This is a genomic window from Agrobacterium sp. LR_9 (assembly GCF_041954855.1).
GTDB classification, from domain to species: domain Bacteria; phylum Pseudomonadota; class Alphaproteobacteria; order Rhizobiales; family Rhizobiaceae; genus Agrobacterium; species Agrobacterium leguminum.
This window is the reverse complement of record NZ_JAVAYA010000003.1, coordinates 364,035-379,178: the sequence shown is the minus strand read 5'-3', so window position 1 is coordinate 379,178 and position 15,144 is coordinate 364,035. Positions and strand designations below refer to the sequence as shown.

Annotated in this window: 14 protein-coding genes; 9 read left to right on the top strand and 5 right to left on the bottom strand. The window is 59.6% G+C overall.

The genetic code is table 11. The annotated features are described in order from the left end of the window. Positions 1 to 328: 328 nt before the first annotated feature. From hrpB to RAC79_RS06290, 3 genes are all read left to right on the top strand, one after another. A complete protein-coding gene (hrpB, locus tag RAC79_RS06300) occupies positions 329 to 2,815 on the top strand; it encodes an ATP-dependent helicase HrpB (RefSeq protein ID WP_174039774.1) in 2,487 nt (828 codons plus the stop codon). A gap of 29 nt (positions 2,816 to 2,844) precedes the next feature. Then, positions 2,845 to 4,152, top strand: a complete 1,308-nt coding sequence (gene actS / locus RAC79_RS06295) for a two-component system sensor histidine kinase ActS (protein ID WP_080857121.1) — start codon at positions 2,845 to 2,847, stop codon at positions 4,150 to 4,152. 73 nt (positions 4,153 to 4,225) lie between these two features. Next, positions 4,226 to 4,813 carry an ActR/PrrA/RegA family redox response regulator transcription factor gene (locus RAC79_RS06290; protein ID WP_174039773.1) on the top strand — a complete coding sequence of 196 codons (588 nt, stop codon included), beginning with the start codon at positions 4,226 to 4,228 and terminating at the stop codon, positions 4,811 to 4,813. 6 nt (positions 4,814 to 4,819) lie between these two features. Here RAC79_RS06290 and RAC79_RS06285 read toward each other — a convergent pair whose 3' ends face one another. Continuing rightward, complete coding sequence (locus RAC79_RS06285) at positions 4,820 to 5,305, bottom strand: MmcB family DNA repair protein (protein WP_004444350.1); 486 nt, start codon at positions 5,303 to 5,305, stop codon at positions 4,820 to 4,822. Positions 5,306 to 5,488: 183 nt separating this feature from the next. Here RAC79_RS06285 and RAC79_RS06280 point away from each other — a divergent pair, with 183 nt between their 5' ends. Next, positions 5,489 to 6,202, top strand: a complete 714-nt coding sequence (locus RAC79_RS06280; RefSeq protein WP_003521204.1) for a L,D-transpeptidase — start codon at positions 5,489 to 5,491, stop codon at positions 6,200 to 6,202. Positions 6,203 to 6,280: 78 nt separating this feature from the next. Here the strand turns inward: RAC79_RS06280 and RAC79_RS06275 are convergent, their stop codons facing one another. From RAC79_RS06275 to hslV, 4 genes are all read right to left on the bottom strand, one after another. Beyond that, positions 6,281 to 8,449, bottom strand: a complete 2,169-nt coding sequence (locus tag RAC79_RS06275) for a malate synthase G (protein ID WP_174039772.1) — start codon at positions 8,447 to 8,449, stop codon at positions 6,281 to 6,283. A gap of 119 nt (positions 8,450 to 8,568) precedes the next feature. Then, a complete protein-coding gene (locus RAC79_RS06270; RefSeq protein ID WP_142844474.1) occupies positions 8,569 to 9,534 on the bottom strand; it encodes a DUF1402 family protein in 966 nt (321 codons plus the stop codon). 199 nt (positions 9,535 to 9,733) lie between these two features. After that, complete coding sequence (gene hslU, locus RAC79_RS06265; protein WP_065656797.1) at positions 9,734 to 11,041, bottom strand: ATP-dependent protease ATPase subunit HslU; 1,308 nt, start codon at positions 11,039 to 11,041, stop codon at positions 9,734 to 9,736. A gap of 88 nt (positions 11,042 to 11,129) precedes the next feature. Continuing rightward, a complete protein-coding gene (gene hslV / locus RAC79_RS06260) occupies positions 11,130 to 11,654 on the bottom strand; it encodes an ATP-dependent protease subunit HslV (RefSeq protein ID WP_003521197.1) in 525 nt (174 codons plus the stop codon). A gap of 201 nt (positions 11,655 to 11,855) precedes the next feature. Between hslV and hisB the strand changes: the two genes are divergently transcribed. From hisB to hisF, 5 genes are read left to right on the top strand one after another with little or no spacing between them, the layout of a single operon-like run. Continuing rightward, positions 11,856 to 12,452: an imidazoleglycerol-phosphate dehydratase HisB gene (hisB, locus tag RAC79_RS06255; protein WP_078052249.1), complete on the top strand. Its 597-nt coding sequence runs from the start codon at positions 11,856 to 11,858 to the stop codon at positions 12,450 to 12,452. A gap of 22 nt (positions 12,453 to 12,474) precedes the next feature. Then, positions 12,475 to 12,969 carry a DUF2628 domain-containing protein gene (locus RAC79_RS06250; RefSeq protein WP_174039771.1) on the top strand — a complete coding sequence of 165 codons (495 nt, stop codon included), beginning with the start codon at positions 12,475 to 12,477 and terminating at the stop codon, positions 12,967 to 12,969. A gap of 1 nt (position 12,970) precedes the next feature. Continuing rightward, positions 12,971 to 13,621, top strand: coding sequence for an imidazole glycerol phosphate synthase subunit HisH (gene hisH / locus RAC79_RS06245; protein ID WP_003521194.1), 651 nt, complete (start codon positions 12,971 to 12,973; stop codon positions 13,619 to 13,621). A gap of 1 nt (position 13,622) precedes the next feature. After that, positions 13,623 to 14,366: a 1-(5-phosphoribosyl)-5-[(5-phosphoribosylamino)methylideneamino]imidazole-4-carboxamide isomerase gene (gene hisA / locus RAC79_RS06240; protein ID WP_065656800.1), complete on the top strand. Its 744-nt coding sequence runs from the start codon at positions 13,623 to 13,625 to the stop codon at positions 14,364 to 14,366. Continuing rightward, positions 14,363 to 15,139, top strand: coding sequence for an imidazole glycerol phosphate synthase subunit HisF (gene hisF, locus RAC79_RS06235; RefSeq protein ID WP_065656801.1), 777 nt, complete (start codon positions 14,363 to 14,365; stop codon positions 15,137 to 15,139). The genes hisA and hisF overlap by 4 nt, the downstream gene beginning before the upstream one ends. Positions 15,140 to 15,144 lie beyond the last annotated feature (5 nt).

The following is a 15,144-nucleotide window of genomic DNA, read 5'->3' as shown; positions in this document are numbered from 1 at the left end:
CAGTGAGCGGACTTATAAGAGATCACCCTCAAACAAGTCAACACACCCACCGTCAAAAAACTGACATTTTTATCAAGCTATTGATTTTATTAGGTAGTTTCGTGAAGCGAAGCGAAAACAGGCAAAAGAGACGGAATCTTCCGACATTTAGCCACACGCCCAATGCCTGCCCTCCGGTCCTGACTGCAAATAGCGCGCAAGGAACCGTAACTTTGACGTCGGAGCATTTGCCTGCTCCTTACATACGACTGTCAAAGTGCGGGGCCGTGCATTAGAAACGGCATATGAGACGCTTAAACACCATCCCAGATGCCGCAGGCCTGTTTGCATGACCAGAATGCCCGTTCCTATAAAGACCGAGTTGCCCGAACTTCCCGTCAGTGCCGTTCTCGGCGATATCGCCGAGGCTCTGGCCGGGGCGAAGCGCGCAGTTCTTTCGGCTCCACCGGGCGCGGGTAAAACGACGCTCGTGCCGCTTAATCTTTTGCAGCAGGACTGGCGGGGTGACGGCAAGATCATTCTTCTCGAACCACGCCGGCTTGCCGCCCGTGCCGCAGCCGGGCGCATGGCCGAACTGCTTCACGAGGATGTAGGGCAAACCGTCGGCTATCGCATGCGGCTTGACAATCGCGTCTCCTCGAAAACCCGGATAGAAGTGGTGACCGAAGGCGTGTTTGCCCGGATGGTTCTGGACGATCCTGAACTTGCCGGCGTTTCGACGGTGATTTTCGACGAGTTTCACGAACGTTCGCTCGACGGCGATTTCGGACTGGCGCTTGCACTCGATGTGCAGGGTGGGTTGCGCGACGATCTGCGTATCCTCGTCATGTCCGCCACTCTCGATGTCGAACGCATCAGCACGCTCATGGCAGGCGCGCCGGTCATTCAGAGCCTTGGGCGGACGTTTCCAATCGAGGTCCGTTATGAGGATCGTTGGCAGGGCGTGCCGATTGAAGAGAAAGTCACCAAGGCGATCACCGAAGCCCATGGGTCGGAAACCGGCTCCATCCTCGCCTTTCTACCGGGACAGGCGGAAATTATCCGAACGGCCACGCGGCTGGAGGGACGTTTTCCCGGCGAGACGGATATCATCCCGCTTTACGGCAACCTTTCGCAGAAAGAGCAGGATGCAGCGATAAAGCCGGCGCCAGCCGGACGACGCAAGATCGTGCTCGCCACCTCGATTGCGGAGACCTCGATTACCATCGATGGCGTGCGTGTGGTGATCGACAGCGGATTGCAGCGACTACCTGTCTTCGAGCCAGCAACGGGAATCACGAGACTGGAGACGGTGCGGGTGTCGCGCGCTTCCGCCGACCAGCGGGCGGGTCGCGCCGGGCGGACAGAACCCGGTGTTGCGATCCGCCTGTGGCATCCGGGGCAGACGGCGGCGCTCAACGCCTTCACGCCACCGCAAATTCTGGCGAGCGATCTTGCCGGCCTTGCGCTCGATCTCGCCCATTGGGGCGTTCAGGATCCCTCTTCTCTTGCCTTTCTGGATATGCCCCCCGAAGCCGCACTTAAAGAATCAGTGGCGCTTCTCAAAAATCTGGGCGCGCTCGACAAAGTCGGAGCGCTGACGCAGCGCGGCCATATGATGCGCGGCCTTTCATTGCCGCCACGGCTGGCGGCAATGGTGATTGCGGCGGCAAGCGAAGGCGCGGGAAAAAAGGCGGCGATGCTCGCCGTCATGCTCACGGAACAGGGGCTCGGCGGAAACGATATCGATCTCGATGAACGGCTGCGGCGCTTTCTTTCCGACAGAAGCGAAAGGGCACAGGCGGCGCGCAAGCTGGCATCGAGGCTGTTCGACGCAATCGGCGACAAAACGGCGACAGTCGAGTTGCCCAGCGAGGCCGGTCCGCTGCTGCTGCATGCTTATCCGGACAGGATCGCGCTTCAGCGCGGCGCGCGGGGACGTTATGTGATGGCCAACGGGCGTGGCGCAGAGCTTGCCGAGACAGAACGGCTGGCGGCGAGCAAAATGCTGGTGGTTGCCGATATTACCGGGCGAGCGGCGCAGCCGCGCATCCTTGCGGCGGCAGGCATAGAGAGGAGCGATGTCGAAGAGCGGATGCCGCATCTCATCGTTCAGCAGGACCAGTTGCTTTTCGACAAGGCGAGCGGCCAGGCGCGCGCGCGAAAGGTGACGCGGCTTGGCGCCATCATCCTCGATGAGACACCCCTGCCCCGTCCCGAGGGCGAGCAGGCGGCACAGGCGCTCGCCAATGGCGTTCGGGAATTCGGCATCGGCATTCTTCCTTTTTCGAAAGAGACGCTGCAGTTGCGCGACAGGATCGGCTTTCTGAACGCCAGTATCGGGGAGCCCTGGCCGGATGTCAGCGACGAGGCATTGCTTTCCAGGCTGGACGAATGGTTCGTCCCTTTTCAGAACGGTGCGCGCAGCCTGCAGGACATCCGGCCCGGCAGCCTCTCCGAAGGGATCCTGTCTCTGGTGCCGCATGAGGTGGCGCGCGATCTCGCCAAGCTGGCGCCGACGCATTTCGAAGCGCCGACGGGCCAACGGCATCCCATTCGTTACGACGCCAGCGAACCGACGCTTTCCATTCGCGTGCAGGAGCTTTTCGGGCTGAGAGCACACCCGTCCATAGCACAGGGGCGGTTGCCGCTATTGCTGGAATTGACCTCCCCGGCGCACAGGCCGATCCAGACGACACGCGATCTTCCCGGCTTCTGGTCAGGGTCCTGGAAGGATGTACGGGCAGATATGCGCGGGCGTTATCCACGCCATCCATGGCCGGAAGACCCGGCATCGGCCCTGCCGACCAGCCGTGCAAAACCGCGCGGGACGTGACGATGATGAACAGGGCAAAGGAGATAAAGGTGGCTGGCCATTCTATCGAAACCACGAGGCTCGGCCGCGCCAGCCGCAGGATAAGGCTGCAGACCATCGTCTGGCTGCGCTGGCTGGCGGTTGCGGGACAGACGGCAACGATCCTCCTTGTCGCTTTCGGGCTCAATTTCCCCCTGCCGCTTCTGGCCTGCGGCCTTCTGATCGCGGCGCTCGCTCTTGCAAATCTGTTTCTCACCGCCCGCTTTCCCTCCACCTATCGTCTGGAGCCCTGGGAAGCGACATTGCTGCTGGCCTTCGACCTGCTGCAATTGACGGCGCTCATTTACATCACCGGCGGACTTTCCAATCCCTTCGCGCCGCTGATCTGCGTGCAGGTCATCATTGCCTTTGCCTCCCAGCCACTGCGACATTCGCTCATTCTCCTCGGCTTTGCCGTCATCTGCTCGACCGCGATCGCTTTTTCACCCTTTCCGGTTCCGTGGTATCCCGGCGAGGTTTTGCCGATCCAGCTTCTGCTGCATGTCGGCACCTGGGTCGCCATCATCGCCACAACCTCTTTTGCTGCCTTTTACGCCTATCGTGTTTCGCATGAGGCAAACCAGCTGGCGGACGCGCTGGCTGCAACCGAGCTGGTGCTGGAGCGGGAAAAACACCTCTCGCAGCTGGATGGGCTGGCGGCGGCAGCGGCGCATGAGCTCGGTACGCCGCTCGCGACCATCAGTGTCGTCGCGAAGGAGATGGAGCGGGAACTCGGAAACGACGAAAAATTTGGCGAAGATATAGCCCTGCTGCGCAGCCAGAGCGAAAGATGCCGCGATATTCTGCGCCGCCTCACCTCGCTTTCCGCCGACAATGAGGAGCACATGCGCCGCCTGCCGCTCTCCTCGCTGATCGAGGAGGTGATGGCGCCGCACCGGGAATTCGGCATCCGCCTCGAACTCGTTGAAAAGAACAATCGCGCCGACGAGCCGGTCGGCATTCGCAATGCCGGCATCATCTACGGTCTTGGCAACCTCATTGAAAACGGCGTGGATTACGCGCGGGAAAAGGTGACCGTGACGGTGGATTACGACCAGCAGAACGTCGCCGTCATCATTGAAGACGATGGGCCGGGTTATGCCCATGACGTGCTTGCCCGTATCGGCGAGCCCTATGTGACCGAACGTCACAATGACACACGGGCCGGCGGGCTCGGGCTCGGACTTTTCATCGCCAAGACCTTGCTGGAGCGCTCCGGCGCCACCGTCACCTTTGAGAATCGCGGCACGAGCGGAACCGGAGCGCGGGTCACAATCGTCTGGCCTCGAGCGCTTATGGACGATAAAAGAAGCCGTTGACTTTACCATCCACGTTGAAGCGGCGATAAGAAGAAGAAAACCAAGCCGACGAAGTTGCCGGAAGGCCGGAAACATGAAGACAGAAGACCAGAACAACTCCCCCAGCGCGCCAACGGACGATGTCGACCCGATCGGACCCGACAGATCGCTGCTGATCGTCGATGATGACGGCCCGTTTCTGCGCCGGCTTGCCCGGGCAATGGAAACACGCGGCTTTACCGTCGACACCGCCGAGACGGTGAGCGACGGCATTGCCCGCTCCAGGGCTGCACCGCCGAAATACGCGGTTGTCGATCTGAGGCTTGCGGATGGCAACGGTCTGGAAGTGATCGAGGCCATCAGGCAGAACCGGGACGATACGCAGATCGTCGTTCTGACCGGCTACGGCAATATCGCAACCGCCGTTACCGCCGTGAAGCTTGGAGCGCTGGATTATCTCGCCAAGCCCGCCGATGCGGACGATGTGTTCAATGCGCTGACGCAGCGCAAGGGCGAAAAGACCGAAGTCCCCGAAAACCCGATGTCGGCAGACCGGGTTCGGTGGGAGCATATTCAACGTGTCTATGAAATGTGCGAGCGCAACGTTTCGGAAACCGCCCGCCGGCTGAACATGCACCGGCGAACGCTGCAGCGCATTCTCGCCAAGCGCGCACCCAAATAACCGAAGTCATTCTCCGAAGCTGCGCCCGGTCGTCCATTCCGCCAGCATCAGCCGGGTCGCAGCGGTTCGCGAGAAATCCAGCATCACCGACTTGCGGGTTGCGGGCGGCAACTTGTGCTCCGGCGCATCGCGCAGCATATGGGCGCCATATCCATCCGACAGGATCAGCCCGCATTCCTCCGGGAATATGTCGGTCGGCACTTCAGGATGGGTGGCGAAGAACAGGCGGTCGCAATGCAGGCGATACTCCGGCCATTTGCGATCGACGCGGAAATCCTCGATGGAGGATTTGATTTCGATGATCCAAATCTCACCCTTGACCGACAGGCTGATGAGATCTGCCCGTCGCCCGCTTGCAAGCGGCAGTTCGGGCAGCACCGAATGGCGCATTTCGTGCAAAAGCACCTGAACGCCGCGGCGGACCAGCATCGCCTTGTCCGACTGGCGACCGTCTATTAACGGATTATTGTTGGTAACGGAAAGAATAGTCATGGATAAAGGCTGCTGAAGCGTTTGGCCTATTGTTGCAAAAAGGCAATCAACCGGCAATTTTAAATGCCCGACCGTTTCGCGGCGGCGCAACGGCTTGCCAAGAGCGGCTGAATGGAAAATAACCGATTTATCCAATTAAGCCTACTCTTTCGCACAATTTGGCGAATTTTCCGCGAGAACGACATGCGCATCCGTACCCCATTGACCGCACTCGGTCTGACGGCAGCACTGGCTCTGGCCGGCTGCGCCGAAACTACCTCCCAATCCTCCGCTCCGACCTCCGGCAAGATCGCAGCGTCCGTACCGGTTGCTGACCCCGTTCCGGCAAAGGTCGAAACCGTCCAGATATTCAACGATGTCTACGGTCCCGTGACCGATGCGGGCTATGCGCTGCCGGCCATTCCAATCAATCGTGTGAATGAGAAGTATCGCCGTCAGATCGTCGAATTCCAGACATCCGAACGCGCCGGCACCATCATCGTCAATACGCGTGAGCGTTACCTCTATTACATCCTGTCCGGCAACCGCGCGGTTCGTTACGGCATCGGCGTCGGCAAGGCAGGTTTCGCCTGGGCCGGTGAGGCCTATGTCGCCTGGAAGCAGGAATGGCCGATGTGGCATCCGCCGAAAGAAATGGCGGACCGTAAGCCGGAAGTCGCCAAATATGTCGAGGCTGGCATGGGTCCGGGTCTTACCAACCCGCTCGGCGCGCGCGCCATGTATCTCTTCAATGAAAAGGGACAGGACACGCTGTTCCGCATCCATGGTTCGCCCGAATGGGCCTCGATCGGCACCGCCGCTTCTTCCGGCTGCATCCGCATGATCAATCAGGACGTCATCGACCTTTACAGCCGCGTTCGTCCCGGCCGCAGCACCAAGGTCATCGTGATCCAGTAAAGATCACATACCAGACAAGAAAAAGCCGCCGTGGATTTCCCCCGGCGGCTTTTTTGTTTCTCAGGACTGCTGACGGCTTCAGGCCGCCTGTTTGGCCTTCAGCTCCAGACGACGGCGGTGCAGAACCGGCTCGGTGTAGCCGTTCGGCTGTTCACGGCCCTTCAGCACCAGTTCGACAGCCGCCTGAAATGCCACCGAGCCATCGAAATCGGATGCCATCGGCAGATAGGCCGGATCGCCGGCATTCTGCGCATCGACCACGGCGGCCATGCGCTTCATGGTTTCGACGATCTGGTCCTCTGTCACCACGCCGTGGCGCAGCCAGTTCGCCATGTGTTGTGCGGAGATGCGCAGCGTGGCGCGGTCTTCCATCAGCCCGATATTGTTGATATCCGGCACCTTCGAGCAGCCAACGCCCTGATCGACCCAGCGCACGACGTATCCGAGAATGCCCTGCGCGTTGTTGTCGAGTTCGCGCTGGATTTCTTCCGGCGTCCAGTTGGGACGCGGCGCGACCGGCACCGACAGAATATCGGAAAGCTTCGCCCGGCCGCGGCTTTTCAAACCTTCCTGAACGGCAGCGACATCGACCTTGTGATAATGCGTGGCATGCAGCGTCGCCGCCGTCGGTGACGGCACCCAGGCCGTATTGGCGCCGGCCTTCGGATGCGCGATCTTCTGCTCCAGCATAGCCGCCATCAAATCCGGCATCGCCCACATGCCCTTGCCGATCTGCGCATGGCCGGAAAGGCCGCATTCGAGACCGATATCGACGTTCCAGTTCTCGTAAGCCGCGATCCATGCCGCCTGCTTCATGTCGCCCTTGCGGATCATCGGACCCGCCTCCATCGAGGTGTGGATTTCGTCGCCGGTGCGGTCGAGGAAACCCGTATTGATGAAGACGACGCGATCCTTCGCAGCGCGAATGCTTTCCTTGAGGTTGACCGTGGTGCGGCGCTCCTCATCCATGATGCCCATCTTCATGGTGTTCTGCGCCATGCCGACAAGCTTTTCGACCCGGCTGAAGATTTCGTTGGCGAAGGCCACTTCCTCCGGCCCGTGCATCTTCGGCTTGACGACATACATGGAGCCGGCGCGGGAATTCTGACGCCGCCCGGACGGACCGACATCATAAAGGGCGATCAACGCCGTGACGACGGCGTCCATGATGCCTTCAGGAACCTCCCGACCATCCCTGTCGAGGATCGCCGGATTGGTCATCAGATGACCGACATTTCGCACCAGCATCAGGGACCGACCCGGCAAGGTCAGCGCGGCACCATTGGGAGCCGTGTAATAGCGATCCGGGTTGAGGCTGCGTGTGAAGGTCTTGCCACCCTTGGATACTTCTTCGGTCAGGTCGCCGCGCATCAGGCCAAGCCAGTTGCCATAAACCAGCACCTTGTCTTCGGCGTCGACGGCGGCAACCGAATCTTCGCAATCCATGATGGTCGTGAGAGCGGATTCGAGAACGACATCGGAGATACCCGCCTTGTCGCCCTTGCCGATTTCGGTCGTGCGATCGATGACGATTTCGGTGTGCAGACCATTCTTGCCGAGCAGGATCGTTGCAGGCTTTGCCGCTTCGCCGCTGAAACCCTTGAACTGGGCTGCATCCTTGAGACCAGCCCTGGCGTCGCCGATAGCAAGCTGCAACAGGCCATCCTCGATCTTGAAACCGGTCACCTCGGACCAGCTTCCCGTTTCCAGCGGCGCGGATTCATCGAGGAAGTTTCGCGCCCAGGCAATGACCTTTTCACCGCGCTTCGGATTATACCCCCTGCCCTTCTCCGCACCATCGGCGTCAGAAATAGCATCCGTGCCGTAAAGCGCATCGTAAAGCGAACCCCAGCGGGCATTGGCCGCATTCAGCGCATAACGCGCATTCATGACCGGAACGACGAGCTGCGGGCCGGCAACGGCGGCGATTTCAGGGTCGACATTGCTGGTTTCCACCTGGAAGCCGGGACCTTCCGGCAGCAGATAGCCGATTTCCTTCAGAAAGCCCTCATAGGCGTCAAAATCCGCCGGCGCGCCATTCTGCCGATACCAGCCATCCAGCTTTTCCTGCAGAGCGTCACGCTTTGCCAGCAATTCGCGGTTCTTCGGAGAAAGCTCGTGAAAAATGGTCGAAAAACCTTCGAAGAACGCCTCACTGTCCAGTCCCGTGCCCGGCAGGACGTCGTCAGTCAAAAAGGCATAAAGCCTGTCATCGATGGAAAGACCGAATTTATTCGTGCGGCTCACATGCGCCTCCTCTATTCTGGAGGCACAGATTGGACGCGGAGACGCCCGCTCGTCAATTGCGGCGGACAGCCAAATATTATTTCCGTTTTGGAAACAATGCGGGCGATAGTCGCCTTTTTCTACAAAAGCGCCTGCAAATCCTTGATGCGATCATTCACCAGCCAGCCGTAATAATTTTCCTCCGGCAACAGGGGCTGCTCCCCGCCTGGGGCGCGCTGGCGGTTCTTCTGGGCAAGCGCAGCGGCACGCTGCTGCGACCCACCGACATTATAAAGCGTGGAGGTCACACCCGGATTTTTCGAAATATCCATGTCGGCAATAGATTTATAGTCGTCGATAGACTTGCGGATGGACGCCGCCATGAAAGCGAGCGACCGGTCAGGGTCCATGATGGCGGTGTAGACGGCGGTGGCGTCGTTCTCATCCAGCTTCTCATAGCCCGAAGTTCTGGACACCATATCGGACAACATCAGCGCCGTCAGCGGGTTGATCTGGCCGAGGCCGAAGGTCTGACCGGCATAGAAGGGCTGGAAAAACACGGCGCTGAAACGGTTGTTCGGGTAGGCGACACCATCGACCGTCTTGCCGCGGAAACTGTCTTCCCAGACATCTTCCCGACAGTTCCAGAGGCTGTATGAATCCCTCTTCGACTGGCATTTGGCAAATTGCGAATGGGTCAGGAACTGCGCAATGGTTTCGTCCTTGTAGCCGAAACGGAAGCTGTTGCCCGCGTAAGACGCCGCCTTGACGTAATAGGACTGCAGCCGGTCATAGGCGTCGACATTATAGGTATGTTCGCCGACGATCGCGCCGATCATATGGATCGGATCGATGCCGTAGCGCCCGGCCGTCGACTTGATCTTGGCGATCAGCGCCTTGTCGGAGGACAAAAGGTCGATGACCTTCTGGTATTTGCGCTCGAAGGAGGTGTTGGACGCCTTTGTTCTTTTTGCGGAAGCGCCGGGAACGCCGGGCTGTTCGGCATTGCGATTGCCTGGCGGAACGACCGTCGCGGCTTCGACGTAAGAAGACGCGGTGACGGTGAACGTCAAAGCAGCGGCAAATGCCAGAAGAGTTTTGCGCACGAGCGAATGCCTTTTCTCAAGCCTGCGATTTCCGCCAGCGAAAGGTGCTGAGGAAACCGGATCATTCCACTAAAGCGGTTCCAACCGGAATGCAGCCCTTCCCATAAACAAAATGCGGGCTGAATGCGAGACAAGGCGGATAAAATAAAAGAGTGCGGCAAATATGGCCGCACTCTTCTTTCTCGTGTCCCTGAAATCTTCAGAGAATATAGCGGGACAAATCCGTATCGGCGGCGAGATCGCCGACATGTTTGCGAACATATTCCTGATCGATCTTGACGGCGGAGCCACCGCGATCGGGCGCATTGAAGGAAATCTCGTCCAGAACACGCTCCATCACCGTCTGCAGACGGCGCGCACCGATATTCTCGACCGACGAATTGAGATGAACAGCCACATCGGCCAGGGCATCGATTGCATCATCGGTGAAATCGAGGTCGAGTTCTTCCGTCGCCATCAGCGCTTTATACTGGCGGATGAGGCTTGCTTCCGTCTCCGTCAGGATACGGCGGAAATCCTCCTTGGTCAGCGGCTTCAGCTCCACACGGATCGGCAGACGGCCCTGAAGCTCCGGCAGAAGATCCGACGGCTTTGCCACATGGAAGGCGCCCGATGCGATGAAAAGAACGTGGTCGGTTTTTACCGGCCCGTATTTCGTCGAAACCGTCGTGCCTTCGACAAGCGGCAGCAGATCGCGCTGCACGCCTTCGCGCGAGACGCCGGCGCCCATGCCGCCGTCGCGGGCGGCGATCTTGTCGATTTCGTCAAGGAAGACGATGCCGTCATTTTCGACCGATTTCACCGCCTCGCGCTGGATCATTTCATTGTCGAGCAGCTTGTCGGATTCATCGCGGATCAGATCGGCATAGGATTTCGATACCGTGGTACGCACTTTCTTGGTGCGTCCGCCCATGGCCTTGCCGAACATTTCCGACAGGTTGAGAACGCCGATATTGGCGCCCGGCATACCGGGAATTTCGAAACCGGGCATGCCCGATCCGCTATCCGCCACTTCGATATCGATTTCCTTATCGTCCAGTTCGCCATCGCGCAGCTTCTTGCGGAAGTTTTCACGCGTACCGGGCGATGCGGTTGCGCCAACCAGCGCATCGAGCACCCGCTCTTCGGCGCTCTGGTGCGCCTTGGCCTGTACTTCGGCGCGCTTCTTTTCACGCACGAGGCCGATGCCGATCTCAACCAGATCGCGGATGATCTGCTCGACATCGCGGCCGACATAACCGACTTCGGTGAACTTGGTCGCCTCGACCTTGATGAAAGGCGCGCCGGCCAGCTTTGCGAGGCGGCGGGAAATCTCCGTCTTGCCGACACCGGTCGGCCCGATCATGAGAATGTTTTTCGGCATGACTTCGTCGCGCAGGCTCTCATCGAGCTGCTGGCGGCGCCAACGGTTGCGCAGCGCAATCGCCACCGCGCGTTTTGCATCATGCTGGCCGATGATGTGGCGGTCGAGTTCCGAGACGATTTCCCGGGGAGAAAAAGTGGTCATTCTATCCTCTCGGCTTTCCTGTTCCGGCCGGCCATTCCGGCCCGGCCCACAGGACCCTTGGGTGAGAAATGGGGGTGAGAAAACTGGCTTATTCGGCGTCGAGCGTTTCGACGACGAGATTGTGGTTGGTATAAACGCAGATATCGGCGGCGATATCGAGCGACTGGCGCGCCACCTCTTCCGCCGACTTGTCTGTATCCATCATCGCGCGGGCAGCCGCAAAGGCGTAATTGCCGCCGGAACCGATGGCGATCGCGCCGTGCTCAGGCTCCAGCACATCGCCATTGCCGGTGATGGCAAGCGTGGTGGATTTATCGGCCACCAGCATCATGGCTTCGAGATTGCGCAGATATTTATCCGTGCGCCAGTCCTTCGCAAGCTCTACGGCGGCGCGCATGAGCTGGCCGGGATATTGCTCGAGTTTCTTTTCAAGACGGTCAAGCAGCGTAAAAGCATCCGCCGTTGCACCGGCAAAACCGGCAATCACTTCGCCCTTGCCGATGCGGCGAACCTTGCGGGCATTGCCCTTCATGACCGTCTGGCCAAGGCTTACCTGACCATCGCCAGCCATGACGACCTTGCCGCCCTTTCTGACTGTAATAATTGTTGTCATCAAACACCTGTCTGCCCTGCCGGGCCTGCGGTTAACGGGCCGGGATGCGGCCCTTCTCGGGTTCTATGTAAGTTTGCTTTTCACGATTGCAATCTTCGAGGCGACGCACCGTTTTGAGCATGTCAGGCAAGACGATGGAACAACTGGATATTTGTGTCCCGTGCTGATAAGGAACGGCAACATTTTCACGGAGCGGCCAAAATGGCAGAACGTAAAGGCGAGATTATCCGCAAGACCAACGAGACCTCGGTTTCGGTGCGTGTGGATATCGACGGCACCGGCAAATCGAAAATTTCCACCGGCGTGGGATTTTTCGACCATATGCTGGACCAGCTCAGCCGCCATTCGCTGATCGACATGGAGATCGATGTTCAGGGCGACCTGCACATCGATGACCACCACACCGTGGAGGATACCGGCATCGCCATTGGCCAGGCGATCGCGAAAGCGCTTGGCGACCGGCGGGGTATTACCCGCTACGCCTCGCTCGATCTTGCCATGGACGAGACGATGACCAAAGCCGCCGTCGATATTTCCGGCCGGCCGTTCCTCGTCTGGAACGTCAATTTTTCCGCGCCGAAGATCGGCACTTTCGACACGGAGCTGGTGCGCGAGTTCTTTCAGGCGCTCGCCCAGAATGCCGGCATCACGCTGCATATCCTGAACCATTACGGCGCCAACAACCATCATATCGCCGAAACATGCTTCAAGGCCGTTGCCCGCGTTCTTCGCACGGCAACCGAGATCGACCCCCGGCAGGCAGGCCGCGTTCCCTCGACAAAGGGCATGCTGGCCTGACGCCAAAGCTGTCAGGAAGCCCATGACAAGCTATCTCGTTCTGGAAGCCCCCAACGGGCCGGACAGGGACCACAAGACGACCCGCTTCATTGCCGACCGTTTCGTCTGGCTGGCTCTCATTGCGCCCTGGTTATGGCTTGCGATCAACCGGCTGTGGCTGGCGACGGCGGTTGTTGTGATCGCCCTCATTCTGGCCGGTCAGGTCTCGATATTAGCCGGATTTGAACCGGTTGGCATTCTCTGCGGTTTCGCCATCGGGCTCATCACGGCGCTGGAGGGACGCGATTTTCTCGTCCGGCACCTGATCCGCAAGGGCTGGACGCTGACATCCGTCGTTTCCGCCCCTGATCTTTCGAGCGCCGAAGACATATATTTCTCCGGTCTCTCCGAAAACACCGAGAGGGCGGAACAGCTGTCCCAGCCGGTCTGGACCCCTTCGCCGCAAAAGAGCGGCGACAAAAACTTCGTCAACGATCCCGCCGGATCGTTTCTTTTCGACTTGAATGGAAGGCGCTGACATGCGTGTCGCGATCATCGACTACGGTTCGGGCAACCTGCGTTCGGCCACAAAAGCTTTCGAGCGTGCTGCCCGCGAAGCCGGCATCAATGCAACCATCGACCTGACCGACAAGCCGGATCATGTCGCCTCGGCGGATCGCATCGTTTTGCCGGGCGTCGGCGCCTATGCGGATTGCCGCGCCGGTCTCGACGCCGTTCCCGGCATGCATGACGCACTCATCGAAGCTGTGGAGAAAAAGGCCCATCCCTTCCTCGGCATTTGCGTCGGCATGCAGCTCATGTCCTCGCGCGGGCTGGAAAAGACTGTCAGCACCGGGCTCGGCTGGATCGAAGGCGATGTCGTGGAAATGACGCCATCCGATCCCAGCCTCAAGATTCCGCAGATCGGCTGGAACACGCTGGAAATCCGCCACGCACACCCTCTTTTCGACGGCATCAAGACCGGCGCGGACGGGTTGCACGCCTATTTCGTGCATTCCTATCATCTGGCCGCCAAGCATTCGACGGATGTCATCGCCACCACCAATTACGGTGGCGCGATGACGGCTTTCGTCGGTCGCGACAATATGGCGGGTGCGCAATTCCACCCGGAAAAGAGCCAGACGCTCGGCCTTGCCCTGATTTCCAATTTCCTGCGCTGGAAGCCCTGACATGATTCTTTTTCCCGCAATCGACCTTAAAGACGGCCAGTGCGTTCGCCTGAAACTCGGCGATATGGACCAGGCCACCGTTTATAACGAGGACCCCGGCGCGCAGGCGAAGGCCTTTGAGGATCAGGGCTTCGAATGGCTGCATGTCGTTGATCTCAACGGCGCATTCGCCGGCCAGACCGTGAATGGCGAGGCAGTCGACGCCATTCTGAAAGCCACGAAAAACCCGGTACAGCTGGGTGGCGGCATCCGCACGCTCGATCATATCGAAGCGTGGCTGAGCCGTGGGCTTGCCCGTGTCATTCTCGGGACCGTTGCGGTGCGCGACCCGGTTCTGGTCATCGAAGCCTGCAAGCGTTTCCCCGGCCAGGTCGCCGTCGGCATCGATGCCAAGGGCGGCAAGGTCGCTGTTGAGGGCTGGGCGGAAGCGTCCGAACTCGGCGTCATCGAACTGGCCAAACGTTTCGAGGGTGCCGGCGTCGCCGCCATCATCTATACCGATATCGATCGCGACGGCATTCTGGCCGGCATCAACTGGGCTTCGACGCTGGAACTGGCCGACGCCGTTTCCATCCCGGTCATTGCCTCCGGCGGTCTCGCCTCCATCGACGACATCAAGCGCATGTTGCAGCCGGATGCCGCAAAGCTCGAAGGCGCGATTTCCGGCCGAGCGCTTTACGACGGCCGTATCGACCCTGCTGAGGCGCTTGCCCTTATCAAGGCTGCAAAGGAGGTAAACGCATGACCCTCAAAGCCCGCGTTATTCCCTGCCTCGATGTGAAAGACGGCCGTGTCGTCAAGGGCGTGAACTTCGTCGACCTGATCGACGCCGGCGACCCGGTCGAGGCAGCGAAAGCCTATGATGCGGCGGGAGCGGACGAACTCTGCTTCCTCGACATCACCGCCTCTTCGGATAATCGCGACACGATCTTCGATGTCGTCTCGCGCACAGCCGATCATTGCTTCATGCCACTGACCGTCGGTGGCGGGGTTCGCAGCGTCGCGGATATTCGCAAGCTGCTTCTCTGCGGTGCCGATAAGGTCTCCATCAATTCCGCAGCGGTGAAGGATCCGGATTTCGTGGCGCAGGCGGCCGACAAGTTCGGTAACCAATGCATCGTTGTTTCCATCGACGCCAAGCGGGTTTCGAAGGATGGGGAAAAAGGCCGCTGGGAAATCTTCACCCATGGCGGACGCCAGCCCACCGGTATCGACGCCGTGGAATTCGCCGTGAAGATGGTCGAACGTGGCGCCGGCGAATTGCTTGTTACCTCGATGGATCGCGACGGCACCAAGAGCGGATACGATATCGGCCTGACACGCAGCATTGCCGATCAGGTTCGCGTGCCCGTTATCGCTTCGGGAGGCGTCGGCACACTGGACGATCTGGTGGCAGGAGTTCGGGATGGCCATGCGACTGCGGTGCTTGCAGCCTCCATCTTCCACTTCGGCACTTATTCGATCGGTGAAGCCAAGAACTACATGGCAGAGCACGGCATCGCCATGCGTCTCGACTGATTGCA

Bases quoted from the DNA above. Each gene is read 5' to 3' on its own strand.
- RAC79_RS06280 (WP_003521204.1), top strand. From the start codon at position 5,489: ATGCGCATCCGTACCCCATTGACCGCACTCGGTCTGACGGCAGCACTG.
- RAC79_RS06250 (WP_174039771.1), top strand. From the start codon at position 12,475: ATGACAAGCTATCTCGTTCTGGAAGCCCCCAACGGGCCGGACAGGGAC.
- RAC79_RS06285 (WP_004444350.1), bottom strand. From the start codon at position 5,305: ATGACTATTCTTTCCGTTACCAACAATAATCCGTTAATAGACGGTCGC.
- hisB (WP_078052249.1), top strand. From the start codon at position 11,856: ATGGCAGAACGTAAAGGCGAGATTATCCGCAAGACCAACGAGACCTCG.
- RAC79_RS06290 (WP_174039773.1), top strand. From the start codon at position 4,226: ATGAAGACAGAAGACCAGAACAACTCCCCCAGCGCGCCAACGGACGAT.
- hisA (WP_065656800.1), top strand. From the start codon at position 13,623: ATGATTCTTTTTCCCGCAATCGACCTTAAAGACGGCCAGTGCGTTCGC.
- hslV (WP_003521197.1), bottom strand. From the start codon at position 11,654: ATGACAACAATTATTACAGTCAGAAAGGGCGGCAAGGTCGTCATGGCT.
- hisH (WP_003521194.1), top strand. From the start codon at position 12,971: ATGCGTGTCGCGATCATCGACTACGGTTCGGGCAACCTGCGTTCGGCC.
- hrpB (WP_174039774.1), top strand. From the start codon at position 329: ATGACCAGAATGCCCGTTCCTATAAAGACCGAGTTGCCCGAACTTCCC.
- hslU (WP_065656797.1), bottom strand. From the start codon at position 11,041: ATGACCACTTTTTCTCCCCGGGAAATCGTCTCGGAACTCGACCGCCAC.
- hisF (WP_065656801.1), top strand. From the start codon at position 14,363: ATGACCCTCAAAGCCCGCGTTATTCCCTGCCTCGATGTGAAAGACGGC.